This window comes from Pseudomonas sp. JUb52 (genome assembly GCF_004341115.1).
Lineage (GTDB): Bacteria > Pseudomonadota > Gammaproteobacteria > Pseudomonadales > Pseudomonadaceae > Chryseomonas > Chryseomonas oryzihabitans.
On record NZ_SLYS01000013.1, the window covers coordinates 111728 to 136063 of the forward strand.

At 63.0% G+C, this 24336-nt stretch carries 23 protein-coding genes and 2 pseudogenes; 10 read left to right on the forward strand and 15 right to left on the reverse strand.

Annotated elements, in window-relative coordinates; translation table 11 throughout:
- Positions 1–41: 41 nt before the first annotated feature.
- The 5 genes from EC839_RS19800 to EC839_RS19820 all read right to left on the reverse strand — a co-directional run bounded on the left by EC839_RS19800 (position 42) and on the right by EC839_RS19820 (position 4223).
- Positions 42–575 (reverse strand): hypothetical protein, encoded by a 534-nt coding sequence (locus EC839_RS19800; protein ID WP_132833050.1) that lies wholly within the window; start codon positions 573–575, stop codon positions 42–44.
- Between the two features lie 11 nt (positions 576–586).
- Complete coding sequence (locus EC839_RS19805; RefSeq protein WP_132833051.1) at positions 587–898, reverse strand: hypothetical protein; 312 nt, start codon at positions 896–898, stop codon at positions 587–589.
- A gap of 177 nt (positions 899–1075) precedes the next feature.
- Positions 1076–1360, reverse strand: a complete 285-nt coding sequence (locus EC839_RS19810) for a hypothetical protein (protein WP_132833052.1) — start codon at positions 1358–1360, stop codon at positions 1076–1078.
- Positions 1361–2248: 888 nt separating this feature from the next.
- Positions 2249–3760, reverse strand: a complete 1512-nt coding sequence (locus EC839_RS19815; protein WP_132833053.1) for a tyrosine-type recombinase/integrase — start codon at positions 3758–3760, stop codon at positions 2249–2251.
- 184 nt (positions 3761–3944) lie between these two features.
- On the reverse strand, positions 3945–4223 hold the full coding sequence (locus tag EC839_RS19820) for a hypothetical protein (protein WP_007162775.1): 279 nt from the start codon (positions 4221–4223) through the stop codon (positions 3945–3947).
- Positions 4224–4814: 591 nt separating this feature from the next.
- Here EC839_RS19820 and EC839_RS19825 point away from each other — a divergent pair.
- Complete coding sequence (locus tag EC839_RS19825; RefSeq protein ID WP_007162776.1) at positions 4815–5285, forward strand: hypothetical protein; 471 nt, start codon at positions 4815–4817, stop codon at positions 5283–5285.
- Positions 5286–5306: 21 nt separating this feature from the next.
- Here EC839_RS19825 and EC839_RS19830 read toward each other — a convergent pair whose 3' ends face one another.
- Both EC839_RS19830 and EC839_RS19835 read right to left on the reverse strand, forming a co-directional pair.
- The gene (locus EC839_RS19830) at positions 5307–5513 is read right to left on the reverse strand and encodes a carbon storage regulator (protein WP_017640335.1); all 207 of its coding nucleotides are present in this window, start codon (positions 5511–5513) and stop codon (positions 5307–5309) included.
- Between the two features lie 88 nt (positions 5514–5601).
- Complete coding sequence (locus EC839_RS19835; RefSeq protein ID WP_132833054.1) at positions 5602–5862, reverse strand: hypothetical protein; 261 nt, start codon at positions 5860–5862, stop codon at positions 5602–5604.
- A 258-nt stretch (positions 5863–6120) separates the two neighbouring features.
- On the opposite strand from EC839_RS19835, the gene EC839_RS19840 reads away from it, so the two are divergent.
- Positions 6121–7689 (forward strand): catalase, encoded by a 1569-nt coding sequence (locus tag EC839_RS19840; protein WP_007162779.1) that lies wholly within the window; start codon positions 6121–6123, stop codon positions 7687–7689.
- A 70-nt stretch (positions 7690–7759) separates the two neighbouring features.
- Here the strand turns inward: EC839_RS19840 and rfbD are convergent, their stop codons facing one another.
- Complete coding sequence (rfbD, locus tag EC839_RS19845) at positions 7760–8644, reverse strand: dTDP-4-dehydrorhamnose reductase (protein WP_132833055.1); 885 nt, start codon at positions 8642–8644, stop codon at positions 7760–7762.
- A 250-nt stretch (positions 8645–8894) separates the two neighbouring features.
- Complete coding sequence (locus EC839_RS19850; RefSeq protein WP_007162781.1) at positions 8895–9740, reverse strand: sigma-54 dependent transcriptional regulator; 846 nt, start codon at positions 9738–9740, stop codon at positions 8895–8897.
- Between the two features lie 260 nt (positions 9741–10000).
- Between EC839_RS19850 and EC839_RS19855 the strand changes: the two genes are divergently transcribed.
- Complete coding sequence (locus EC839_RS19855; protein WP_007162782.1) at positions 10001–10393, forward strand: hypothetical protein; 393 nt, start codon at positions 10001–10003, stop codon at positions 10391–10393.
- A 6-nt stretch (positions 10394–10399) separates the two neighbouring features.
- Here EC839_RS19855 and xth read toward each other — a convergent pair whose 3' ends face one another.
- The gene (gene xth, locus EC839_RS19860; RefSeq protein ID WP_007162783.1) at positions 10400–11188 is read right to left on the reverse strand and encodes an exodeoxyribonuclease III; all 789 of its coding nucleotides are present in this window, start codon (positions 11186–11188) and stop codon (positions 10400–10402) included.
- A gap of 442 nt (positions 11189–11630) precedes the next feature.
- Here xth and EC839_RS24650 point away from each other — a divergent pair, with 442 nt between their 5' ends.
- Together EC839_RS24650 and EC839_RS19875 are read left to right on the forward strand one after the other, a co-directional pair.
- Positions 11631–14306: a glycoside hydrolase family 5 protein gene (locus EC839_RS24650; RefSeq protein ID WP_007162784.1), complete on the forward strand. Its 2676-nt coding sequence runs from the start codon at positions 11631–11633 to the stop codon at positions 14304–14306.
- 224 nt (positions 14307–14530) lie between these two features.
- Complete coding sequence (locus EC839_RS19875) at positions 14531–14719, forward strand: hypothetical protein (protein ID WP_007162785.1); 189 nt, start codon at positions 14531–14533, stop codon at positions 14717–14719.
- 13 nt (positions 14720–14732) lie between these two features.
- Here EC839_RS19875 and EC839_RS19880 read toward each other — a convergent pair whose 3' ends face one another.
- The 4 genes from EC839_RS19880 to EC839_RS19895 all read right to left on the reverse strand — a co-directional run bounded on the left by EC839_RS19880 (position 14733) and on the right by EC839_RS19895 (position 18349).
- The gene (locus tag EC839_RS19880) at positions 14733–15074 is read right to left on the reverse strand and encodes an FKBP-type peptidyl-prolyl cis-trans isomerase (RefSeq protein ID WP_007162786.1); all 342 of its coding nucleotides are present in this window, start codon (positions 15072–15074) and stop codon (positions 14733–14735) included.
- A 59-nt stretch (positions 15075–15133) separates the two neighbouring features.
- Positions 15134–15994, reverse strand: a complete 861-nt coding sequence (locus EC839_RS19885; protein ID WP_007162787.1) for a pirin family protein — start codon at positions 15992–15994, stop codon at positions 15134–15136.
- 77 nt (positions 15995–16071) lie between these two features.
- Positions 16072–17157, reverse strand: coding sequence for a sigma-54-dependent Fis family transcriptional regulator (locus tag EC839_RS19890; RefSeq protein ID WP_007162788.1), 1086 nt, complete (start codon positions 17155–17157; stop codon positions 16072–16074).
- Between the two features lie 10 nt (positions 17158–17167).
- Positions 17168–18349 carry an acyl-CoA dehydrogenase family protein gene (locus tag EC839_RS19895; protein ID WP_372237679.1) on the reverse strand — a complete coding sequence of 394 codons (1182 nt, stop codon included), beginning with the start codon at positions 18347–18349 and terminating at the stop codon, positions 17168–17170.
- A 286-nt stretch (positions 18350–18635) separates the two neighbouring features.
- Here EC839_RS19895 and EC839_RS25105 point away from each other — a divergent pair.
- Both EC839_RS25105 and EC839_RS25110 read left to right on the forward strand, forming a co-directional pair.
- Positions 18636–19322 (forward strand): annotated as a pseudogene (locus EC839_RS25105) (PAS domain-containing protein); the annotation flags it as partial.
- Positions 19323–19466: 144 nt separating this feature from the next.
- Positions 19467–19862 (forward strand): annotated as a pseudogene (locus EC839_RS25110) (methyl-accepting chemotaxis protein); the annotation flags it as partial.
- 57 nt (positions 19863–19919) lie between these two features.
- Here the strand turns inward: EC839_RS25110 and EC839_RS19905 are convergent.
- Positions 19920–21164: an acyl-CoA dehydrogenase family protein gene (locus EC839_RS19905; protein ID WP_007162791.1), complete on the reverse strand. Its 1245-nt coding sequence runs from the start codon at positions 21162–21164 to the stop codon at positions 19920–19922.
- Between the two features lie 186 nt (positions 21165–21350).
- Here EC839_RS19905 and EC839_RS19910 point away from each other — a divergent pair, with 186 nt between their 5' ends.
- The 3 genes from EC839_RS19910 (at position 21351) to EC839_RS19920 (ending at position 24157) form a co-directional block, all read left to right on the forward strand.
- The gene (locus EC839_RS19910) at positions 21351–22355 is read left to right on the forward strand and encodes a ribonuclease Z (RefSeq protein ID WP_007162792.1); all 1005 of its coding nucleotides are present in this window, start codon (positions 21351–21353) and stop codon (positions 22353–22355) included.
- A 102-nt stretch (positions 22356–22457) separates the two neighbouring features.
- Positions 22458–23579 (forward strand): YncE family protein, encoded by a 1122-nt coding sequence (locus EC839_RS19915; RefSeq protein ID WP_007162793.1) that lies wholly within the window; start codon positions 22458–22460, stop codon positions 23577–23579.
- 107 nt (positions 23580–23686) lie between these two features.
- Positions 23687–24157, forward strand: a complete 471-nt coding sequence (locus EC839_RS19920; protein ID WP_007162794.1) for an MEKHLA domain-containing protein — start codon at positions 23687–23689, stop codon at positions 24155–24157.
- Positions 24158–24336: the final 179 nt, after the last annotated feature.

A 24336-nucleotide genomic window follows, 5' to 3' on the forward strand; every position in this document is an offset into this window, starting at 1 on the left:
ATCTCACGCATTAGGACGTCAGCAAGCTCAGCTTCAGCTTGTTAACGTTCACGGCGGACAGTTTCTTGATGTTCGGCTACACGGCGAGCGAGCTCCGATGCCATGAAGGCGGCTTGAGCAGCGGCAAGCTCAGCTTCGTATGCCTTACGGGCTTCAGCTTCAGCAGCGTCAGCCAGCTCGTTGAGGCGAGCCTCTGGAACGTTGAGGGTGCAATGACTGCTTGCCTGAACACCGTCCCGATGGCGAATAGGGAAGCCGAAGTTGATCGTGTATCCCTCGTCAAGCTTGGCTTTCAGAGCTGGCTCAAACAGGTCGCCAATGTGGACGTTCAGGGGCTCACGGCTTAGATGGCTCAGACGGGCCGTTGCACGTGCCATCTCAATACGGGCTTGCAACACAGCCTCATCGAAGATGTGATTGGCCTTGAGCGGGCTTACCTTCTCTGGACGCACATAGACAGGAACTTCTCTTTCAGGGCGTGTCACTGTTTGTGAACTGATGACGTGGCCTTGTTCGCTAACTTGTTCGACGCGATCTTGAGGGTAGTAGGTTGTGCGGGTCTGTTGGGTAGTCATGATCTTTTTCCTTATGCGTAAATTGGTTGTTTGTACATCGCGACCAACATTCTTACGTGGTCTGTGGGGATGTGGGCGTCTATGCCCATAGTGTTTCTGATTCGGTGATAAGCTTCGTAGAACTCTTGGTCCACTTCGATGATGGTCATGTTGGCAACCTCTTTAACTTCTTCATCAGCCGTCTCAAGACATCTTTGAAGCGTGATTCGGTCTTTCTGGATGTCGTCAGAGGGCTGGCAGTGGATTACCAATCGAGATTCGAAGTGTTGGTCAGCGTCTTTGTCGTAGAGGTCTAAGCTGTAAAGAATGGCGATGTATGTCATTCGCCTCGCTTCCATTCTCTGTCTCTTCGCTGTTGTCTGAATTGCTTCGTCTGTTTGCGATACTGACGCTGTTCTCTATCGAACTCAGCGTCTTCGCGATCTCGGTTGTCAGCTTTGGCTTTTAAAAGCATTTCAATTCCTTCAACATGCCGACCACGTAGAAAATGCAGAATGCAGTTACCATTGCAGGTCTTCCTCACGAATGATCTTTGGTTCGATGTAGATTTCACGGATAGCGCTGAATGGAAGCATTGGTAGGCCAGCATCTGCCAACCGTTCAATCTTCCGATACTCGGCTTCAGTAACTTCAACTACACGGATCATCAGGCCGTCTGCCTGTACATTCAGCTGTTGTGCTTCTTCAGGGCTAAGCTTCTTGGGATGTTCAAATCCACTACCTGCCATGAAGAATTGATCTTCAGGGGCAAGGCTGAACACTGTGTGATAGTAATGTTGTTGCATTGTCGTTTCCTCAGTAGTTTGGTTGTGTGTTGCACGGCGTCTATTTCGTTTTCAAAAGGAAACTAATAACCACAAGGCATAGAAAAGCCCCATCCGAAGATGAGGTTTCTATGAGTCTTGAGGAAAGACGTCGCATCCGAACACCGGGGATCAATCCGCTGTTCAAGAATGGGGGTGGTCAGTCGGGTGGAGTTGGCCCGGCATACATACCACTCGTTGCGAGTAGTAGGAGAGCTTTTAAGACTTGACCTTTGTCTAACAGGGTGGCGCCCTGCACGAGATAATTAGGGGTTCGTTCCATAATGCGGCTTCCAGGGACATCATGCTGGTGAACCTAACCAGATGCAGCTCAGTGGACAAAGACCGAACAAGGCACATTTCACTGAGTCTGAATGAGGGCCTGTTCTGTCTATGTCTGTTAGGACATCTCTGACGCGGAAGGCCAGCGCTTCGCTTGTGGAAGCACATCCGCAAACAATCGACGAAGCTAATAGGCATCGATTGAATTCTAAAGAGGTGTCAACACCACTGAGGAGGGCAGTGTGTTGACTGACAAAGACTGTGAAGGAAAGGACACAGTCTTCATCGGGGCAACAGGGCTACGAGACCTGTAGAAAAGGGTCCAGCGAATGAGCAACGCTTTTCCAACCTTTCTTTGACCATTCTACATGATGAATCCGATTTTGTCAATACCCTGCTTGTGTTATTTTCTTCTTTTGTGCATCTTTTTTCCTTTGTTGGGAACCCCTTCTGAGGTGGTCTGGGAAATGCCGTATTCCGTGTTTGGAAGCCCCGTAGAATGCGGGCTCCAGGGGTGTAAAAGTGTACTGGTGGTAGGGTGGCCAGGGGTGGCAGATTTAAGGCCCTTAGAGGCCCTTGTAGGGGCTTCTAATCGAAGTTGTATGAGAGCTTCGAGATGGCCTCTAACTTCTGTCGTGGGCTCGCACCCTGATCGTAAACGTCGTAAGTGATGACACCCGTTTCATGGCCCACCAAATCGGCAACCTGTACACCGGGGACACCCTTCCTCAACAACTGTGTTACGGCCATGCTGCGTACACTGTGGAAAACGTGCTGTGTGCCGAATCCCAGGGAACTCTTGAGGCGTCCGAACGCTTTCGACAAGCTATCGGACCGGACACCATACTTGTTGCCACCAGACGAGGGCAGTAGATAACCGTCTTTCGTCTCCTTTGATAGACGTTCAACAAGAGGCACGAGGGCAGGGTGCACTGGAATCTCTCGAATGCCAGCGGCTGTTTTGCTGTCTGCAATCTTGAAGCATTGCACACCTTCAATGGTGATTATACTATCGGCCCTGAGTTGGCAGAGTTCTTCAATGCGAGCACCTGTGTACGATCCAAACTGAATCAAATCACACAGACGTTCGTGACCCTCACTCTTGGCCTGTGAAAAAATTATCTCAATCTCTTCTACTGTGAAAGCCTTGCGGGCAGCTTCAGCTTTCGCTTTACCTCTGACCTTGGGTAACTCCTGTTCACGGAATGGACTTTCCACTCCAGCGAAGTCAACCTTCCATCGAGCGTCGTTCTTCATGGCCCACTTCCAGAACGTGTTGCCCGCCAACAAGTATTGAGTTTTCGTCTTTGAGGTTAAGTCCAAAGATTCCAGCCATGCTGCCACAGTGTCATGGTTGAGAGAGACACCTTGTTGTTTGAGGTAGGCCGACAACTTCTGAAGCTTCGATAGTTGTTGATCGATTGTCTTTGTTGCAATCTGAGCCTTCTCACGATGTTCTCTGAAGGCTTTGAGACGTGCTGGTGTGAGTTGTGACGTTGGTGTGTATGTGTGGGGCTCACTGACGATTGTGCGAGCCTCCTTCGTCTCAGATGGGGTGAGACCGTACTTCTGTTGGGCTTCCTCAACAGAGAACCCCTGGACTACCTCATCAGCAATCATCACAGCCTCTGAGGCCGATGCTCCGAAGACTCTGTCGAAGGATTCCCTCATCTGGGTGGCAGTGTCCGTTAGGCCCATGGCTTCCACTTCAGCAATCAAGGAATCCTTCTGGCTATACCAGTCGGCTACCCTTGCTATCAGCTCCTCTTCTGTAGGGGTGATCGGGGACGGCCTTGTCGGGTTGCGTATGGCATAGAGGAGGGCGGTGTCTACTCGCGCCTTGTGGATGATCCCTTCCCCTGCCACCTCATCCCGCCAACCCTCACGAGCTGCTGCCTTACCTGCCCTGGCGGCTGCGATGTCGGCCTTCCATTGCGCAAGGATCGGCAGTCGCTTCTCCATCGCTTCGGTCTTGTTGCTCGTGCCCGTTGTGCGGATCAATTTAACCCTTCCGCCGAAGGCATGGCGGACATCAACGGGAATCGCTAAGCGGACGTACCACGTGCTTTCGCCGGGCTTTTGAACGAGATGAGTAGCCATGGCAACCTCCTGTTGACCATCTGATTTGACCACTCATTGTGACCACTATTGAGGCTGTAAGCCAGCAATACCAGTAGTTACAGGGGGTGCAGGGCCCATTTCATAGAGTCCCTATCTCTCCGCCAAATACGGAAAACCCCGAGCGTGCCAGGCACCTCGGGGTTTTTTATTGCCTGCGGATTGGCTAGTCGATCTTGCTGGTAGGGGAGACCGCAGGCTTCTGCACGGTCTCTGCATCGGCTGGGCAAGGAGCGGAGAATTCCTGGATCCGCTGGTAATGGCTTAGCCAGAAACCCAGCTCCAGGGCCAGCGTCTTCTGCTCCAGGGGGGAGAGGGCGTTCAAGCCCTGGCGGATGGCCCGTTCGGCATAGTCGATGGCCGCCAGCTGGCCCGTCGTGCGCGCGGGACAGTTTCTGATGGCATAACGGAGCGCCTCTTTGCAGTCGCTATCCAGGCCAGTCATAAAAGGTCCTTGAGTGGATAAGGGGTTCACCGAGGCGCCGCCCTGGATGGCCAGGGCGGCTGCAGGCCCTGCTGCTGGCGATTCGCGAAAAGGCGTTCAGCCGGTCAGGGATCCGAACGGGACCAGGCGCGGTTGCCTGGCCACCGGGACCGTCCAAGTCCTTGTCAGGGCTGCGATTTCGACCACTCATGGCGATCACGGTTGGCCGAATACTAGTTCGCCGGAATCGTCTTGAGCAGCCAATATCGCCTTGCCTGATGGGCGGTACCAGAACTTGTACCCACGTTGTATCCGGCTCTGGAATGGCGGTCTTGCGTGATCTCGAGGCGATAAAGCTGCCGGCAGACCCGACGTCATCTTGTATGGAAGTTGGACGAAGCCGCGGCGCTTCATGGACGCATCCAGGGCCGTTTGCGGTAGCTGCGTACCGTCGAGCGGTAGGGGCCAGCGCTCGGGAATGGCTGGACGCCTCAGGCAAATGGAGCGATGCTGGAAAGGCACGCCTCAGAGCGTGCGACCTCCGATGGCCGAGCGGCAAGCGGCAGCCATTGGACGGTGGCTTCGGCGCATAACAATAAGAGGAGTCGAGCGATGTTCTACAAGGTCAGCGTGTATTCCCGGCCTGAAGATCGTGGGCTGCTGGTATGGCGGTGGAAGAAGCAGTTTCTCGGTGAATGGGTGGAGTCGCGTCAGGAATTCGAGGACTGCGACCACTGCGTGCACCATGCCCTGCAGGATGCCAAGGGGCAGAGCGTTCACCTCGAGACCGATCGCTGCACCCTCTATCGTTACCGCTTCGAAAGCATGCTGCATCAATATGGCAGCTGCTATTGCCTGAGCGGCGGCCGCTCGGCCGAAGCCGTCCTGGATCTCATCGCCCAGATCGAAGAGCGCCACAACGTCATCGTCCTGCGCGACGGCCAGCCGTTCTTCGCCCACTATCGAGCGGATCTGCAGGCCGAAGGCACGCTGGCGCCGGAACTCTGGCAGGGCGTTGAATGGCGGGGTCTGGAGGGGCGCTTCGAGTACGTGCGCAACCGCAACTCGCCCTGGTTGCGGTAGCGACGGTCGGTCAGCGGCGACTTAGAAGGGCAGCAATTCCTGCCGCATCACGCTGATGTCGGTCGGCGCCTGGATGCCTACCTGCACGCGGTCGCCCTGCACCTTGAGGATGCGGATGTTGATGCCGCCATTGAATAGCAGATCCAGCACCTGTTCTTCATCAGCCCCCGGCTTCAGGGAAAGGTTGATGATTTCGTCGGTGCGACGGGTCAAGACCAGATAAGACATGAGCATCCCTGCCATGATTTCAGGGCGCCGATGATAACCAGCTCCGCCTCTGGTGAGAATCAGTAGACAGATTGTTAGGCTCCGCCGGTTATCTGGCGCGATGTACGGAGCGACACCGACGCCCCAGTTGCCAGCGCCTTCCAACGAATCCCAGAGCGCCCGCAAGGACGACCAGCAGGTTGATGGCATTGGTCGGACCGCTGCCGTGATAACCCGCGAGCAAGGCGACCAGGGTGGTCAGAGCCCAGACGGAGATGGCGGCGGCGACGGCGGCAGCCATTTCGTTGAAGTCGGAATGCCCCGCCGGTTTCGAGCAGGGGTGCGGATCGCTTTCGTATTCTTCTGGCATGGGAAGCTCCGGCTGCTGTTCTTGTTGGAGAGTATCGCCGTGAGTCTTATCGACTGCTGATGAACAGTCTGGATGGGATCGATAGCGCGATCAGCGATTTTTCCGCCGAACGGACGAGAGGTAGCGGCTAGAGCCCCGGGTGGTCAGCGCAAGCGGCCCGGCGCCGTTTCGTCTCCGGACAGCTCGTCTGACGGCTGACAACTGCCGCGGACAGGCCCGGTCACTGCAGTGTTCGACGTGACTAGCCTGGAGACCACCATGAGCGACGACAAGATCACTCTCACGACCCGCCAGGGTCATCCGGTACGGGACAACCAAAGCCTGCGCAGCGTGGGCGAGCGGGGCCCCGCCACGCTGGAAAACTACCAGTTCATCGAGAAGATCACCCATTTCGATCGGGAGCGGGTGCCCGAGCGGGTGGTGCATGCCCGGGGCACCGCCGCCCATGGCTGGTTCGAGGCCTATGGTACCATCGGCGACGAACCCGCCAGCCGCTACACCTGTGCCAAGGTGCTGACCAAAACCGGGGTGAAGACGCCGGTCTTCCTGAGGTTCTCCACCGTCATCGGGGCCAAGGAGTCGCCCGAGACCGCGCGTGATCCGCGAGGCTTCGCGATCAAGTTCTATACCGAGGACGGCAACTGGGATCTGGTGGGCAACAACCTGAAGGTGTTCTTCATTCGCGACGCCATCAAGTTTCCCGACATGATCCATGCCTTCAAGCCCGACCCCATCACCAATCGCCAGGAGCCCTGGCGCTTCTACGACTTCGTCCAACATCACCCGGAAGCGCTGCACATGGTGACCTGGGTGAAGAGCCCCTGGGGCATCCCGGCGGACTATCGGCACATGCAGGGTTCCAGCGTGAACACCTACAAGCTGGTCAACGACCAGGGCGTGGCGGTGCTGTGCAAGTTCTCCTTCGAGCCCAAGCAGGGCATCCGGAATCTCACCAGCGAGCAGGCGGCCGAGATCCAGAAGTACGACGTGGGCCATGCCAGTCGGGATCTCTACGACGCCATCGAGCGGGGTGACTATCCCGAGTGGGAGATGTGCGTGCAGATCATGACGGACGAGGCGCACGACGAACTGCCCTTCGATCCCCTGGACGACACCAAGCGCTGGCCGGAAGACCAGTTTCCCCTGTTGCCGGTGGGCCGGCTGGTGCTGGATCGCAATCCCTCGAACGTCTTCGCCGAAACCGAGCAGGCCGCCTTCGGCACGGGGGTGCTGGTGGAGGGCATCGACTTTTCCGACGACAAGATGCTGCAGGGGCGGACGCTGTCCTATTCCGATACCCAGCGCTATCGGGTCGGCGCCAACTATCTGCAATTGCCGATCAACGCGCCCAAATGCCCCTACGCCACCAATCAGCGCGATGGCCAGATGGCGCTGCAGGTGGATCGCAGCGGGAGCAATCCTCACGTCAATTACGAGCCCAGTTCCCAGGGTGGCCTGAGCGAGGCGCCGCGGCCGCAGCACGAGTATCGTCAATGGATCGAAGGCCATCTGGGGCGCTATCAATCCCGCAAGACGGCTGCCGACTACCAGCAGACCGGCGCGCGCTATCGCAGCTTCGAAGACTGGGAAAGGGACGATCTTATCGCCAACCTGGTCGCCGACATGCAGGCCTGTCCCGAAGACATCCAGCTGCGCATGGTCTGGCACTTCTGGCACTGCGATCCGGACTATGGCACCCGGGTGGCCCAGGGCGCCGGCATCGACCTAGAAAGGGCCAAGGCGCTACCGAATCTGCCGGGCCATCCAGCGCCCAACGAGGACGTGGCTGAGCCCACCTACCAGGGTGGGGAACGGGAAAGCCATTGAGGGGGACGCTGCCGCCTGCGGCTGAAGCCGAGGCGACCCGGCGGGCAGGCGCCGCCGGGGTCCGGCCCGTTCAATTCAGCGTTCTATCGCGTTCGAACCGCGCCCAGCAACGGTCGAAGTCGGCCTGCCAGTCCGGCAGGGGGTTCGGCAGGACCGCTTCGACCTTGCTGCAGTCGAGGCAGGAATAGAGCGGTCGCGTCGCCGGCGTGGGGTAGTGTGCGGTCGTGGTGGGATAGAGGCGGGCGCGCAGTTCGCCGCGTCGCTCCAGACGCGCGGCGATGGCGGCGGCGAAGCCGTACCAGGAGGTCTGGCCTGCATTGGTCAGGTGATAGAGACCGCCGACATCGCCGTGCTCCAGCAGACGTTCGACCAGCTGGCGGGTGGCCGTGGCGATCGTAGGCGCCCAGGTGGGAGCGCCGAGCTGATCCTCCACCACATGGAGTTCGTCGCGCTCGGCCAGCAGCTGGCGCATGGTGTTGAAGAAGCACTGGCCGTCATGGGAGTAGACCCAGGAGGTGCGCAGCACCAGGGCGCGGCCCCCGGCAGCCAGTACCGCCTGTTCGCCCGCCAGCTTGGAACGGCCATAGACGCTCAGGGGCGCCGGCGCGCAAGCCTCGGTATAGGGCTGATGCCCGCGGCCATCGAAGACGTAGTCGGATGAATAGTGCACGAAGGGGATATCCCGCTCACGCGCCAACTCGGCCAGGATTTGCGGCGCCCGGGCGTTGATCGCCTCCGCTCGCTCGATTTCCGCTTCAGCCTGATCCACGGCGGTATAGGCGGCGGCGTTGAGGATGAGGTCGGGTTCCAGCCGGTCGAAGGCCGCGCGCAGTTGCCCGGTTTGGGCCAGATCGAGATCCGCCTGACCCAGCACGGTCAATTGATGGGTGCTACCGAACTCGCGCTGCAAGGCGCGCGAAACTTGGCCGGAACGGCCAGTGATCACAATATTCATGAAAGCATGCCTGAACGTCTTCAGCGGAAGACGTACGTCCTGTCGATCGATTCCTGAAAAGCCCTGGGCTTTTCCCACACGAATCAACGCCTGCCGCGCGAGGCGACAAAACGAGGATTCCAATCATCTTTCCTGGGGAAAGATGGCAGCCGCAGACTATGGCGGAGTGGGCATCGACAGGATGGACAGGGTGGTCATGCTGGGACTCGAGCAAGGGTACGCGGCTAGGACTGCCGTCTGTCGGCAGAGTTCAGCGGGGTACCAGGGACAGTGGCAGCAGCTTGCCAAGCTGGAGTCCGGACGTCGAGGCAGTTAGCAGCGCGGTATGGAGAACCTGTTCAAGTTCGCGAATGTTTCCCGGCCAGGGATAGGCGATCAGCGCGGCTTCGTCCTCAGCCGTCAATTCCGGGGGTGTCCGGCCGAGACGTTCGGCATGCAGTCTGAGGAAATGCCGGGCGAGGGGGAGCAGATCGGCCGGCCGCTCACGCAGGGGCGGTACCGCCACCTGCCCCGGCGCGAGGCGTTGCCAGAGGCGTTCGTCGAAGTGGCCGGCTGCGACGGCCAGCGCCAGATCGATACTGGAGCCGGCGATCAGGCGGACGTCCACCGGGGTTCGCTGGCTGCTGCCGAGCCGCAGGATGCTTCCGTCGGACAGGACCTCGACCAGCTCCTCCTGCAGCGGGCGGGAGAGGTCGGCGATCTCGTCGAGATAGAGGCTGCCCTCGTGGGCGGTACCGAACCAGCCCACCCGACTGCCCGAGGTGCCGGCATAGGCGCGTGGGACATAGCCAAAGAGTTCGGCCGCAGCATGCCGACGATTGAGCGAGGCGCAGTCGAGGCTGCTGAACAGTCCGGTGCGGCCGCTGCGCTCGTGGAGCCGTCGCGCCAGCAATTCGCGCCCGGTGCCCCATTCGCCCGTCAGCACCACGGGGGAGGGGCGCGGCGCCAGGGCATCCAGGTGCTCGAGCAGTTGCCGCGAACGCGGGTCGGCGAAGGCCAGGGCCTTGGCGCGGATGGTCAGGGAGCTTTGTTGCTCCGCGGGCACGATCAGGAGGTCGGAGGAGAGCGTGGGCATGGCGATATCGCGGGCAGTCAAAGCCTCATCCTAGTGGCTATCTCATATATCTAAAAATAAGCTTTAGCTATTTTTTAATATCGATTGTTTTTTTTAAGGCGGAGCGCGATCCCTTGGTACTCGGCATGCAGGGAATCCCTGTGTCGGCCACGGGGTCTCTTGAACGGCTGAGAAACTCACTGTCCGAACGTTCTGTCGTGTCGCCCACTCGGCACCGCCGTCGTCAGGGTGAGGCGATCGGCGCTATCCTGCCGTTCCGGAACGAGAGGAAAAGACGTCACATGGCTTCCTTGCGTGCGCCCTGTCCGCCTGGCGTCTGTACCTGCGAGCGCGACGCCGTACTGGCCGATCCGGCCGCCGATGCGCGGGCGCTGCTGCTCAATCGCCAGGAAGAGCAGCGCCTGCTGGAGCGCCTGGAAAACGTCACCAGCGTGGCCGATCTGCAGCGCCTGCAACGGCGCCTGCAGGAGCAACTCGGCATCCAGCTGGAGATCGAGCCAGGGCCGGGAGAGGTACGCAGCGCGCGCGGCATGCTCATCGAGCTGCAGCCACGACCGGGACTGTGTCGCAAGCTCCATCAGACGATACCGGCCGCGGTGCGCCGCGGTCTCAATCAGCGTCCGGAAGTGCTCTTCGCCCTGCTCAACGCCAACGACCTGCTGCGCGACGCCTGAACGCCTTCAGTCAGGCGCCTTGAAGCGGATCCAGGTCGGCGCATGGTCGCTGGTCTTCTCCAGGTCGCGTACCCAGCGATGCACCCCGGCTTCCTGCAGGGACTTCTGCAGCGCCCGACTCAGCAACAGATGATCGATACGCAGACCGGCGTTGCGCTGCCAGCGTTGGCGGAAATAGTCCCAGTAGGTGTAGATCGCCTCATCCGGATGGCAGGCGCGCAAGGCGTCCAGCCAGCCCTGGTCCAGCAGCCGTTCGAAGCAGGCGCGACTCTCGGGTTGCAGCAAGGCGTCCTTGCGCCAGGATTTCGGGTCGTAGATGTCATGGTCGGTCGGCACCACGTTGTAGTCGCCTGCCAGCACCACGGGATGCCCACTCGCCATCAGTCCCTCGGCATGCTCGATGAAGCGCTCGAACCAGGCCAGCTTGTAATCGAACTTGGGGCCCGGCCAGGGATTGCCATTGGGTAGATAGAGGCTGGCGACGACCACGCCTTTGACCGCGGCCTCCAGATAGCGGCGCTGGGGATCGTCGGTCATTCCCGGCAGGCCCCGGCGAACCTCCAGTGGCTGGTCATCCCGCGCCAGGATGGCGACCCCGTTCCAGGAGGGCTGGCCGTCCCAGAGCGCACCGTAGCCCGCAGCTTCCAGCTCCGCTTGCGGGAAGTAGGCGGACTTCGCTTTCAGTTCCTGCAGGCAGACGATGTCGGGCTGCTCCCGCTCCAGCCACTGCAGGAGGATGGGCAACCGGGCACGAATGCCGTTGACGTTATAGGTCGCAAGGGTAAGGGAGGTCATGAAGTGCTCCGGAAGCGGTTATAGCCATGACCCGAACGAGATATGGGCAGTTCCTCAGGTATGTTTATGTGATCTGTTTCACGTTAATTTGCGACTTACTTTTTTTGGCACCTTCGGGAACTTTTGGTCGGTTGTCGGATTGTTCCGGAAATAAATTTGACGGCGGACTTGAATCGACGCGCTGATGATTAGTGGTGAATGGATTCACCCATCGGAGCCGATGAACGGTAGTTATAGAAAGGCTTTTAAAATCAAAAGCTTTTTAAACTTATCAATGATGTCTAAATAGTGGCCATAGTAAAGCACTATGAAGTTGGCATGTGGCTTGTATAGCTGGACATGCCTGGAGGCAACGTCGCGCTTGGCAACATGGCGCGACTCTTCTCTCACTTCATATCGGCCAGTGTTCAGGGAGCGGGCTGTCGATTTAGCGCAGTTGGTGATGATGAATCCATCCTTCCTGAAGTTTTCCCGCAGAGCAGCCCAGGTGCTGCCCTTAGTTGCCGCCCTGACCCTGGCTACCGGTGCCAAGGCCGAGCAGGTCAATCTGGTCGGCCTGAACCTGTCCGGCGCCGGTTTCGCTGGCCAGGTACTACCGGGCGTCAACGGCACCCACTACATCTTTCCCGTCGAGGCCTACTTCAAGCAGTGGAGCGGCAAGGGCATCAAGCTGATCCGCTTCCCGATCATCTGGGAGCGCCTGCAACCAGTGCTGGGCGGTCCGCTGGACCCGACCTATGCGGCGCTGGTGGACCAGACCTTCGCCAATGCGCAGAAATACGGCATGCGCATCATCCTCGATCTGCACAACTACACCTTCTATCGCGGATCGGTGATCGGCAGCGCAGCGGTTCCCTATGACCGCTACCAGGAGATCATGACCCGGATCGCCCAGCGCTGGAGCAGTCAGCCCTCGCTGTACGCCTACGACATCATGAACGAGCCCCACGATTCCATGGCCCAGTGGCCGATCGCCGCCCAGTACGGCATCAATGGGGTCCGCGCGGTCGACAAGACCAAGCCGATCATGATCGAAGGCAACGGCTGGTCGGAAGCGACCCGCTGGCCGCTGTGGAACGACTCGCTGCTGGCGCTCAAGGATCCGTCCGACAACCTGATCTTCCAGGCGCATTCCTATTTCGATGAAAGCGCCGGCGGCAACTACACCGGCATCGATGTCGGCAAGCTGAGCCAGGACTATGGCGTGGAGCGGGTCCGTCCCTTCGTCGAGTGGCTGAAGAAGAACAAGAAGAAGGGCATGATCGGCGAATTCGGCGTGCCGGATAACGATCCCCGCTGGCTGCCGCTGATGGACCGGATGCTGGCCTATCTCAAGCAGAACTGCATTCCCGCCACCTACTGGGCCGCCGGCCCGGGTTGGGGCAACTATTTCCTGTCGGTAGAGCCGATCAATGGCGTCGACCGGCCGCAGTGGCCGACCCTGAAGAAGTACATCGATGACAGCAGCTGCACCGCCATCGGCCCGCTGGCCAGTGGTTCCGGCAGCACGCCAGCCAGCGGTACCGGTGCCACGGGCGGCTCCACCGGCAGCAGCGGTGGCTCCACCAGCGGTAATACCGGCTCGAACAACGGTGGCAGCTCGGGCACCGGCGCCTCCGCGGGCACCGGCAACACCGGCGGCTCGACCACGACCGGGGTGACCACCTCGATCAACGATTTCACCAACGAGGACTGGCTGCACGGCGTCTATCGCAAGGCGGCCGGCTTCTCCATTCCGGCGTCGGCGGCCAACGTGGGCGCCTTCAAGGTGGGCGCGCAGATCACGCCGGCCGATGGCAAGAGTTACAAGGTGACCTATGCCCAAGTCGTCGGCAGCAACATGAGTGTCTTCATCGAGAGTCCGCAGCTCGATGGCAATGCCTACGGCTATCCCAAGACCCTGAAGACCGGGACCACCACCTCCGGCACGTCGACAACGGTGCCGGGGACCACGACGGGCTCTACGGGCAGCACCGGCAGCACCGGCAGCGCCAGTTCGGGCAGCAACTCGGGCAGTGCGACGCCGGCCGTGACGACGCCAGTGGCCGAGGTGAAGCCTGCGACCGGCACCGGCAGCACGGGCTCCTCGGGTGCCACCACGCCCGCCACCGGTTCGACGACCACACCCACGGGATCGACCGGCACGCCCGCCAACAGCGCCAAGCTCAACCTGGTGGGGCTGAATTTCTCGGGTGCCGCCTTTGCACCCCAGACGCTGCCCGGGGTTCTCAACGTCAACTACATCATGCCGGGCGAGGCGAATTTCCAGCAGTGGAGCGCCAAGGGCGTGCGGCTGATCCGCTTCCCGGTGATCTGGGAGCGCCTGCAGACCCGCTTCTTCGGTAGCCTGGAAGGAGCCTACACCCAGCAGGTCACCCAGGTGCTGGAGCTGGCCAAGAAGTACAACATGAAGGTGATCCTGGCGCTGGACAACGGCGGCCGCTACAAGGGCACCCTGATCGGCACCGGTACCGTCACCAACTTCAACTACTGGGATCTGATGTACCGCCTGGCCTACCAGTGGGGCAACCATGCCGCGCTCTATGGCTATGACATCATGGGCAAGCCCAATGGCGCCGACAGCAGCTGGCCGGTGACGGCCCAGTCCGGCATCGACGGCGTTCGCACCATGGACCGCACCCACCCGGTGATCGTCCAGGGCAATGCCTGGGGTAGCGCGGCCAACTGGCCCGGGGTGAGCAATGCCTTGCTCAATTTGAAGGATCCGGCCAACAACATCGTCTACGCGGCCAACGTCTACCTCGACGAGGACGGCAGTGGCACCTATGCCGCCCAGAATCCGAGCACCATCGATCCGCAGGTCGGGGTCAATCGGGTCAAGCCCTTCGTCGAATGGCTCAAGCGCAATGGCAAGCGGGGCATGATCGCCGAGTTCGGCGTACCCGCAGGCGACAGCCGCTGGCTGACCGCCACCGACAATATGCTGGCCTATCTGCAGCAGAACTGTATGCCGCTGACCTACTGGGCGGCTGGTCCGGGCTGGGGTGCTTCCGCGCTGGCGGTGGAGCCGGTCAATGGCGTGGAGCGTCCGCAGTGGCCGACGCTGAAGAAATACGTCGATGCCAGCAACAGCTGCACGGCGGTAGGCCCGCGTTAGCTTTTACCGCGTGTGTCCTGAAGGCGACGAACCTCCTCGGGTTCGTCGCCTTTTTTCTTGATCGTTCGGTGAGGAAAGATGCGCTTTTCACGCCTTGCACTGATGCATTCGCGAGACGAAACGGCTCTGCAGCGGTGGTCTAAGGGACGACGAACGGCTATAGCTCGACTTGTCGGGGCACGGTTAGAGTCCATTTGACACCCCAAGCACAAGGAGTAGGTGCCATGACGCAAACCACCCAGGAGCGGCTGCAGACGCTTGAAGAGCAGATCCGCAGTCATCGACAGGACCTTGCCCGGAGCCGACAGCGCTTTCAGGAGCAATTCGTCATCTACACCCGCCAGTTCGCCCGGCTGAGCGTGCTCGAAGCCCAGCTCGAGTTGGTGCGCCGCAATACCAAGACGCCGAGCTGAAGTCGGCCAGGCCTCAATCGTCGCGTGTCAGGACTTCCAGCAATTCGATTTCGAAGGTCAGGTTGGCATGTGGCTTGATCAGCGCTCCGACCTGGCGTTCGCCATAGGCGAGCGCCGCCGGTACCTCCAGGCGCCGCTTGCCGCCGACCCGCATGCCCATCAGGCCCTGATCCCAGCCCTTGATCACCCGACCAGTACCGATGACGCACTGGAAGGGCCGTCCCTTGGCCCGGGAGGAATCGAACAGGGTGCCGTCGTCCAGCCAACCCTCGTAGTGGGTGGTGATCAGGGCGCCCTTGACCACCGCCTTGCCGTCGCCCACCACCAGATCCTCGATCCGCAATTCGTCACTCATCGCCATGCTCCAGGCAAAAGCCGGATTCTAGCCTGGGCGCGACGTCCTGGCGGGGCGACTCACTCCGGTACGTCACCGAACAGGCCGGCCTGGTAGTCGCGGATCGCCTGACGGATTTCTTCGGCGCTGTTCATCACGAAGGGGCCGTGGGCGACGATGGGCTCGGCGAAGGGCGCCGCATGGCCATAGAGCAGCACGGCGCCGTCGCGACTGCCGATCTCGATGTGGTCGCCGTCATCGGCGAATTCGAACAGCTGCCATGGCGCTTCGTCCTGGCCGGCGATCTGCACGGTGCCGCGCACCCCATAGCAGAACACCGAGTTGCCGGCCGGGGCGGGCAGGGTAACGCGGCCACCCGGGGCGATCTCGACGGTCATCAGGGTGATGGGTGTCGGGGTGGCCACGGCGCCCTGGATACCCTCATGGCTACCCGATGCCAGGTGCAGGCGTACCCGGCCGTCGTCGGCTTCGATCAGGGGCAGGTCCGCGGCGGAAACGCCGTGGTAGGCCGGAGGGGTGAACTTGAGGCGGGCGGGGAGATTGACCCACAGCTGCAGGATTTCCAGGTCGCCACCATCGCGCTTGAAGGCGGCGGGCGACAGCTCGGCATGCACCAGGCCGCTGCCCGCGGTCATCCACTGGATGCCCCCGGCTTCGATGACGCTCTCATGGCTGCCGCTGTCGCGGTGGGCGAGCGAACCGGAGAGGATGAAGGTCACCGTCTCGAAGCCGCGATGGGGATGAGGACCAAAGGGCAGACCGGCATTGTGCGGCGGATAGACCTGGGGACCGTGGTGATTGAGGAACAGGAAGGGGTCCAGATGGGGCAGGCCGGGGCCGGGTAGCGGTCGCCGGGTCTGGAGGTCGCCGATGTCGTCACGCCGGGCGGGATGGCGGTGCAGCAGGGTACGGGCGGTCATGCGGAGGCCTCGCGGAACAAAACCCCAGTGTAAGGCGCTCCATGGCCTGTCGGTACCCCGCCGGGTATGGCCACCCTTCAGATGGAGAAGCGGACCTCGCGTTCCGGCCGGGGCGCGAGCGGCCGACGGTGATTGACCACCAGCTCGCCGATACGGATCAGGTGGGCACGGGTGACGTTGCGGCTCAGCCCCAGCAGGCGGGCGGTGTGGACCTGGTTGCATTGGCAGAAGCGGTAGGCGGCGCGGACCAGGGCATCTTCGACGCGCTCGTGCAGGGCCTCCGGTTGCTCTTCGAACAACTGGGCGAAGGCGTCGGTCAGCAGGCTGTCCACCGGCGCCGCCTCGGTCGGGCGCGGCGCCGCCGGGACCAGGCTGGGACGCTGGACGAACGACAGGTCACTGGCATCCAGCAGGCCCTGGGGTTTGAGCAGCAGGGCGTGCTGCAGGGTGTTTTCCAGTTCGCGGATATTGCCCGGCCAGGGGTGCTCCAGCAGGCGTCGCTCCGCCGCCGGGCTCAGGGCGACCGGCGCCTGGGCATAGGCGTGGAGGAAGTGCCGGGCCAGCGGCAGGATATCGCCCTGGCGCTGGCGCAGCGGCAACAGCGGCAGACTGACCACATTGAGGCGGTACCAGAGGTCTTCGCGAAAGGTGCCTTCGGCCACCGCTCGCTCCAGCGGGACATTGGTGGCGGCGATGATCCGCACGTTCAGCGGCACACTGCGGCGAGAGCCCAGCCGCACCACCTCGCGCTCCTGCAGGACGCGCAGCAGCTTCACCTGCACCGACAGCGGCAGGTCGCCGATCTCGTCGAGAAACAGGGTGCCGCCGTTGGCCTCCTCGAACCAGCCGGCGCGCGCGGCCAGGGCGCCGGTGAAGGCGCCCTTTTCGTGACCGAACAACTCCGCCTCGACCAGGCTCTCGGCGAAGGCGCCGCAATTGACGGCGACGAAGGGGCCGGCATGGCGGTGACTGAGCGCATGGATATGCCGGGCGATCAGTTCCTTGCCGGTGCCGGTTTCGCCGATCACCAGCACGCTGGCGTCGCTCGGGGCGATCTTTTCCAGGTGGGCGAGCAGGTCGCGCGACTTGGGATCGGCGAACACCTGGGCCGTTGCCCGGTAGCGGGGTACCTCGGGTGTGCGCGTCAGGGTCAGCAGGGTCATCGCGGGCTCCTCAGGAGTAGAAACTGGGGGTGGGCAGGGTGTCGTTGAGGGCCCAGTCACCCAGCTCGTGCAGCTTGTAATCGACCGGATCGTGCAGGGTCTGGGTGCGCAGGTTGCGCCAGTAGCGATCCAGGCGCAGTGCGCCGGCAGTGGCCCGGGCCCCGCCCACCTCGAACAGACGGCTGGCGAGATCGAGACCGTGACGACTGGCGGCGACCTTGGCCGTGGCGATGGCGATGGCCAGTTCGCCCCGTGCCGTGGCGGTCAGCGCGGTGCCCTGCTGCCAGGCCTGGGCGAAGGCGCCGTTGGCGCGCTCCACCAGCAGCCGACTGCTCTCCAGGGCCACCCAGAATTCTCCGTAGTGGCGCAGGATGTAGGGGTCTTCGCTGGCGCTGGCCGCTGTGGACTTGAACCAGGGACGTGCCTGGGTGGTGGTGTAGCGGCGCGCCTCGGCGAAGGCGCCTTCGGCCAGGCCGAGAAAGATATTGGCGAAGATCAGCTGGGCCAGCAGCGGCCGCAGGCAGGCGAAGGGGGTGCTCAGCGGGCCGGGATCGAGCAGCCATTCCTGGTGTTCGACCCGTACGCCGTCGAAGCGCGCGCTGCCGCTGTCGGTCTGGCGCTGGCCGTTGTTGTCCCAGTCGTCGAACAGCTGGATGCCGGCACGGCCGGTGGGTACCACGGCGATCAGCAGGCGTCCGCTGTCATCGTTTTCCAGCGCGGAAAGCAGCAACAGATCCGAATCCAGGGCGCCACTGCAAAAGCTCTTCTGGCCATCCACCTGCCAGGCATCGCCGCTGCGGCGGGCGAGGGTACGGCGATCCAGGGGATTGAGGGCATTGCCCCAGAACAGACCATCGCGCGCGGTGCCCTCCAGCCAGGGTCGCCACTGCGCGGGCTGGCCGAACAGCTGGGCGGTGGCCAGCAGCAGGTGATGGAAGCCGAAGACGTGGGCCAGGGAGCTGTCGACCCGGGCCAGCTGCCGTACCGCCTCCAGCGTCTGTTCCCAGGAGGCGCCGAGGCCGCCCAGTTCCGTAGGAATGCTCAGGGCCAGGAGACCGCTCTGGCGCAGGGCATCGCGCTCGGCCTTGGGCGTGCCGCCCTGACGATCACGTTCCGCCGCGGTGGCAGCGAAGCGCTCCAGCAGGGGAAGGAGGGGGTCCAGCAGGGAATCGGACATGGGGGACTCTTGCAATGGAGAGAGCAGACAGGCGTTAGAACGTAATGCCGGCCAAACCCTGAGTTGAAATATTTTTTTGTTATTAGTTAATGGCCCGCCGCCATCCATCTTTCATTCCGGACATCTGGTCACTGTCCTGCTGACGGCATTAAAGGCCTGGCTAATCCCGGTCGATACAGCGGTAACCTAATCTCCCAACCAGGGGCGTGTCATGTTCAACAAAGGCCTAAAACAAGAACTGCAGCGCCTCCGCGAGCAGGTGGACTCCTTCAAGCGGCTGAAGGCCGAGCTCGACGTGGAAATGCTGGGCCTGGAACTGGATGGCCGCGGGTGCATCTCCGCGGTGAACGCCAACTTCGAAAAGGAGATGGGCGTGCGCGCCGCAGATGTGCTGGGACGCCCCCTGGCGGACCTCATTCCGGCGCACGTCCGCAACCAGGAATACAGCCGCCGACTGCAGCAGGCGCTGAGCCGCGGCGAGCCCTACAGCGGTGCCCTGCATCTCTTGCGCGGCGACGGTCAGGAAGCCTGGTTGCGCGGCATCCTGCACCCCTTCCATGACAGCCAGGGCCAGGTGACGCGCTTCCGACTGTTCTGCAACAACCTGACGCGAACCATCGAGACCTCGCGCGAGCACGAGAGCCTGCTCAAGGCGCTGCGCCGTTCCACGGCAGTCATCGAGTTCAACCTCCAGGGCGAGGTGCTCGATGCCAACGACAGATTCCTGCAGGCCATGGGTTATTCCCTGGCGCAGATCAAGGGCAAGCACCACCGGCTGTTCTGCGAGCCGGCTGAGGCCAATTCCGAGGCCTACGAGCAATTCTGGGCGCGCCTGCGTCGCGGCGAATTCGTCGTGGATCGCTTCAAGCGCCTGGATGCCCATGGCCGCGACGTCTGGCTGGAAGCCTCCTACAACCCGGTGATCGATGCCCATGACCGGCTGTACAAGGTGGTCAAGTTCGCCACCGTGATCACCGATCAGGTCCAGCAGGAGCAGGCGGTGTCCGAAGCCGCCAGCGTAGCCTTCGAGACCTCCCAGCATACCGATGACACGGCCCGCAAAGGCGCGGCGGTGGCGCAGCAGACGGTGGAAGTGATGCGCGCCCTGGCCACCCAGATGCAGGAAGCGGTGAAGGGCATCGAGGCGCTGGACAACCAGTCCCAGGTGATCGGGACCATCATCAAGACCATCAGCGGCATCGCCGAACAGACCAACCTGCTGGCGCTCAACGCGGCCATCGAGGCGGCCCGGGCCGGTGAGCAGGGTCGTGGTTTCGCCGTGGTGGCCGATGAGGTCAGGCAATTGGCCTCGCGCACCAGCAAGGCGACCGAGGAGATCGTCGGAGTGGTGCAGCAAAACCAGCAACTGGCCGGCGAGGCGGTGACGGTGATCGAGAACGGTCGGCGCCAGGCCGAGCAGGGCCTGGAACTGGCGGGGCAGGCCGGCCAGGTGATCGTGGAGATCCAGGATGGCGCCCAGCGAGTGGTCGGTGCCGTGGGGCGTTTCGCCCGCCAGCTGTCGAACTGATCCGGCGCGCTGAATGCACAACGGCAACCCCAGGGTTGCCGTTGTGCATTCTGGTGGTCAGCCCTGCTTGCTGCCGCCGCCGATCTGCCAGACGAAGGGCGGTTCGCTGCCGTCGATCGCCCAGGCGCCGACGATGCGCTCCTTGTAGATCAGCGGATTGTGCGAGGCGGCGGTACGGGCGTTGCGCCAGTGTCGATCGAGCCCCTTGCGGGTGCTGGTGGCCGACGCGCCCAAGGCATTGAACAGGTCACTGGTGGCCCGCAGCACCAGCTCGGCGACCGCCGACTGCGCCTGGGCCGATTCCAGCTCCGCCGCCACGTTGGCCCTGTGCTCGGCGGCGGCATCCCCGGCATAGCGGGCCTCGAAGGCGGACTGGGCCGCCGCGGCGGCGGCCAGGGTCGCGGCTTCGGCGGCATAGACGAAGGCCGAGGCCTTGCCCACCACCTGCTGCACCTGGGGATCGGCACTGGCCGCGCTGGCATTGCCATGGCTGTAGACCCGCGTGCGCCCGCGCACTTCGCCAGCGAAATCGCGCGCGGCGGCCTGGCCGCTGCCGGTGATCACGGCCAGCAGCACCAGCTGGTAGAAGGCGGTCTGGTACTTGAAGCGGGTGGCGAAGTCGATGAGATTCTCGGGCGCCACCCGCACGTCTTCGAACACCGAGGTGCCGCTGGCGGTGGTGCGCTGGCCAAAGCCGTCCCAGTCGTCGGACTGGCGCACGCCCGGCTGGTCGGTGCGGATGGCGGCGATGACGTCGCCGCCGGTGTCGTCGCGCTGGGCGTAGACGTCGATCCAGTCGGCGAACAGGCTGCCGGTGCTGTAGTACTTGGTGCCGTTGAGGCGCCATTCGCCGTCCCGCTGGCTGACCCGGGTGATGACCTCGCCGAGCTTGACCGTGCCGATCTCGGTCCAGGCGTTGCCCACCAGGTCGCCGGCGACGAAGCGCTCGAACCGGACCCGCTGGGAGGTGCTGGCATGGGCGTTGAGGCGGTCCTCGACAAAGGCGAAGTGGCCGCGCAGGGCCTGGGGCAGATTGCTGTCGGCGGCCGCCAGCTCGATCAGCAGCCGAACCAGTTGCGGCAGGCTGGCGCCGCTGCCGCCGAATTCCACCGGCACCCGCACGGCGCCGAAGCCGGCGTCCTTGAGCCAGGCGACAGGCGCATAGGGCAGGGTGCGGTTGCGTTCGCGTTCCAGGGCGCCTTCGGCGATGCGCGCAAAGAGCGGACGGAAGCGGGCGGCCAGTTGTTCGTAGTCGGGGCTGGGCGCAGGGCTGGGCGGCAGATGGCGAGCGGGCAGATTCACGGTGATCCTCGGCGATTGAAAGGTCGACGCCAGAGGCTTTGCAAGAGCGCTGCCAGGGCCTGAAAGGCCGTTTTCTCGGGGTTTGCGGGCCCCGGGCTGCCTGGCCAGCAGCAGGGGTGCCTGGCCACTGTTGCCCGGGCGACAGTGGGGCGGCCGCGCTAGACTGAGCTTTTGCCCGGAGCCCCCATGGACCTCCTGTTTCTCGGCACCTCGGCCGGGGTGCCCACTCGGCGGCGCAATGTCTCGGCCCTGGCCCTGATCGAGGACCAGGGCAAAGACTGGTTTCTCGTCGATTGCGGCGAGGCGACCCAGCACCAGCTGCTGCGTACCCCCTTGTCGGCCGCGGATCTGCGCGCCATCTGCATCACCCATGTCCATGGCGACCACTGCTATGGCCTGCCGGGGCTGTTGGCCAGCGCCGCCATGACCGGACGCAGCCAGCCGTTGGTGCTGATCGCGCCCCAGGCGGTGGCGGACTGGCTCGCCGCCACCCAGGCGCTGACCGCGCTGCACCTGCCCTTCGAACTGCGCTTCCACGCCCTGGAAGACTTCGCGGGCGTCTCCGTTGGGGCCTGGGATATCGACGCCTTCGCGCTTTCCCATCGGGTGCCCAGTCACGCCTTTCGCTTCCGCGAGACCCGCCGATCGCAGCGCCTCGATCCCGCAGCCCTGGCGGCGGCTGGGGTGCCGCGTGGCCCGCTGTGGGGTCGGCTGCATGGCGGCGAGGATGTGCTGCATGAAGGCCGCCTGCTGCGCAGCGCCGACTTCCTGCAGGCGGCCCATGGCGAACGACGGCTGGTGGTGGCGGGGGACAACGACGCACCCGCCTTGCTGACGGAGGCCTGCCGGGGCGCTCAGCTGCTGGTCCATGAAGCCACCTATGCCCAGGCGCAGATCGACAAGACCGGGCAGAGCTGGGGCCACAGCAGCGCGGCGGGCGTCGCCCGTTTCGCCGAGGCGCAGGCGCTGCCGGCCCTGCTGCTTACCCATTTCAGTCCGCGCTACCAGGCCGAGGCGGGGCGCTCGCCGTCCATCGACGACCTGCGCCAGGAGGCCGCGGCCTGTTACCGCGGCAACCTGCAGCTGGCCGAGGATTTCACGCGCTTTCGCCTGGACCGTCAGGGCCGGCTGAAAGCCCTGGAACAGAGCGGCCGGGCAGAGGCTGGCGACCGGCACCCGACAGGAATTTGAACTCTTTCGGTCTTGTCTGACCTTTGCGCCTTGGGCATAGTGCGAACGTTTATCATTCCAGGATCGATTCGATCCCTCGCACCTCGTCCCTAGGAGAAGCAAATGGCGGTGTCTTTCAACAAGGTCTCGACGCTGGGCGCCATGGCGCTGCTGTCCCTGGCAGTGGCAGCCTGTTCCAATCGCCCGGAGGCACCGACGCCACCGCCACCCGCGCCGGCGCCCGTCGCTGCGCAACCGGCCGCGCCCCAGGCACCGGCCGAACTCAAGCGCATCGAACTGGGCTACGGCGTCTATGAGCTGGCCTACAGCCCAGCCAAGCAGTCGGTCTATGCGGCGACCGCCCAGTTGACCAAGGGCGTCACCGGTGGGGTGATCTATCAGCTGGATCCGGCCACCCTGGCCATCACCGGCCAGATCCACACCGATCTGAAGAACTTCGCCCTGACCACCGATGCCAGTGGCGAGACGCTGTTCGTCACCAACTCCCTGGACGGCGGCCTCAGCCGTATCGACCTGCGCACCGGCAAGGTGGAGAAGCGGCTGAAATTCAACGAGATGGGGCGTGACGGCCATCCGGTCAATCCGCGCCAGGTCATTCTCCACGACGGCTTGCTGTACGTCGGCGGGGTCGGCGATCCGGGCGTGATCTGGGTGGTGGACGCCAAGACCCTGACCCTCAAGGCGCGCATTCCCAATGCCGGCAAGTGGGTGACCGGCCTGCTGTACTCCGAGGACACCGGGCGCCTCTATGCGGCCAACGGCAGCGGCGAAGTGCTGGTGATCAATCCGCGCACCCGCAAGATCGAGCACCGCTGGACGCCGGGCGATGGCGGCAAGTACCTCTTGCTGAACCTGGCCGAGGATCGCGCGAACCACCAGCTGTTCGTGACCGACAACTCCGAAGCCAAGACCGTGCTGGTCTTCGATATTCGCAGCGGCAAGGTGATCAAGCGCCTGCCGGTGGGCGACGCCCTGGCCATCAAGCTCAACACCACCCGCAACGAGCTGTACATCACCCAGCGCGAGACCGGTCGCTTGCTGATCCTCGACGCCACCACCTACGCCGAGAAGAAGGCCTACGACCTCAAGCCCAATCCCAACAGCCTGCTGGTCAGCCCGGATGGCCAGACGCTGTATGCGACGGTGAAGACCCCCTTCGACAAGGAATACATGAACACCGCGCCGGAAAGCGTGGTGCGCATCGACCTCTCCGCGGTGAAGTAAACCGCGCCGTCCGGGCTGCCGCAGCGTCCTGCTGCGGTGGCCCCGGGCTTCCCAAGTCCGCCGGCTTGCTCTTGAATGCGGGGGTCCCCCACCCAGGAGCCGCCGCCTTGTCCGCCACCGATCTCAGCCTGCTGCCGCTGCTGGACGCCTCCTACCGCCACTGGCTCGGCCAGCCGCTGCCGCGTCCGGTCGGCTTGCCTGAGGCCGACGTCCCTGCCTGGTTGCACGAGCAGGCACCCTATGCCCTGCTGGCCCACGGTACCGAGAGCGATCCGCTGTTCTGCTACGCCAACCGGCAGGCGCTGAGCTGCTTCGGCTATCCCCGCGCCCAATTCATCGGCATGCCTTCGCGTTACAGCGCCTCGCCCAGGGACCGCGACGAGCGACAGCGCCTGATGGAGGCGGTGGGGCGCCAGGGCTATGCCTCAGGCTACGAAGGCTGGCGCGTCGACAAGGCAGGGAAGGCCTTCCAGATCCATGCGGGGGTGGTGTGGAATCTGATCGATGCCGAAGGTACGCGGCGGGGGCAGGCGGCGCTGTTCTGGCCGGATCCGCAGCGGATCGGGCAGGTGGAGTGAGGCCGGATCGTTGGGCTCGGCTGCGCGCGGAAGATCGAATTCGTGGACAAGGCTGCGCCGTTGTCACCCTACGCATGCCCCCGCCGTAGATACCGTCTTCCACCTCAGTGTGCAATTGCTAAGGCAGGATCGAAAGGCTTGCCCGATTTGAGCACGCCATAGGCAATGCTCAGCAGTTT

Coding starts and splice junctions, on each gene's coding strand:
- EC839_RS19800 (WP_132833050.1), bottom strand. CDS start 575: ATGACTACCCAACAGACCCGCACAACCTACTACCCTCAAGATCGCGTC.
- EC839_RS19805 (WP_132833051.1), bottom strand. CDS start 898: ATGACATACATCGCCATTCTTTACAGCTTAGACCTCTACGACAAAGAC.
- EC839_RS19810 (WP_132833052.1), bottom strand. CDS start 1,360: ATGCAACAACATTACTATCACACAGTGTTCAGCCTTGCCCCTGAAGAT.
- EC839_RS19815 (WP_132833053.1), bottom strand. CDS start 3,760: ATGGCTACTCATCTCGTTCAAAAGCCCGGCGAAAGCACGTGGTACGTC.
- EC839_RS19820 (WP_007162775.1), bottom strand. CDS start 4,223: ATGACTGGCCTGGATAGCGACTGCAAAGAGGCGCTCCGTTATGCCATC.
- EC839_RS19825 (WP_007162776.1), top strand. CDS start 4,815: ATGTTCTACAAGGTCAGCGTGTATTCCCGGCCTGAAGATCGTGGGCTG.
- EC839_RS19830 (WP_017640335.1), bottom strand. CDS start 5,513: ATGTCTTATCTGGTCTTGACCCGTCGCACCGACGAAATCATCAACCTT.
- EC839_RS19835 (WP_132833054.1), bottom strand. CDS start 5,862: ATGCCAGAAGAATACGAAAGCGATCCGCACCCCTGCTCGAAACCGGCG.
- EC839_RS19840 (WP_007162779.1), top strand. CDS start 6,121: ATGAGCGACGACAAGATCACTCTCACGACCCGCCAGGGTCATCCGGTA.
- rfbD (WP_132833055.1), bottom strand. CDS start 8,644: ATGAATATTGTGATCACTGGCCGTTCCGGCCAAGTTTCGCGCGCCTTG.
- EC839_RS19855 (WP_007162782.1), top strand. CDS start 10,001: ATGGCTTCCTTGCGTGCGCCCTGTCCGCCTGGCGTCTGTACCTGCGAG.
- xth (WP_007162783.1), bottom strand. CDS start 11,188: ATGACCTCCCTTACCCTTGCGACCTATAACGTCAACGGCATTCGTGCC.
- EC839_RS24650 (WP_007162784.1), top strand. CDS start 11,631: ATGATGAATCCATCCTTCCTGAAGTTTTCCCGCAGAGCAGCCCAGGTG.
- EC839_RS19875 (WP_007162785.1), top strand. CDS start 14,531: ATGACGCAAACCACCCAGGAGCGGCTGCAGACGCTTGAAGAGCAGATC.
- EC839_RS19880 (WP_007162786.1), bottom strand. CDS start 15,074: ATGAGTGACGAATTGCGGATCGAGGATCTGGTGGTGGGCGACGGCAAG.
- EC839_RS19885 (WP_007162787.1), bottom strand. CDS start 15,994: ATGACCGCCCGTACCCTGCTGCACCGCCATCCCGCCCGGCGTGACGAC.
- EC839_RS19890 (WP_007162788.1), bottom strand. CDS start 17,157: ATGACCCTGCTGACCCTGACGCGCACACCCGAGGTACCCCGCTACCGG.
- EC839_RS19910 (WP_007162792.1), top strand. CDS start 21,351: ATGGACCTCCTGTTTCTCGGCACCTCGGCCGGGGTGCCCACTCGGCGG.
- EC839_RS19915 (WP_007162793.1), top strand. CDS start 22,458: ATGGCGGTGTCTTTCAACAAGGTCTCGACGCTGGGCGCCATGGCGCTG.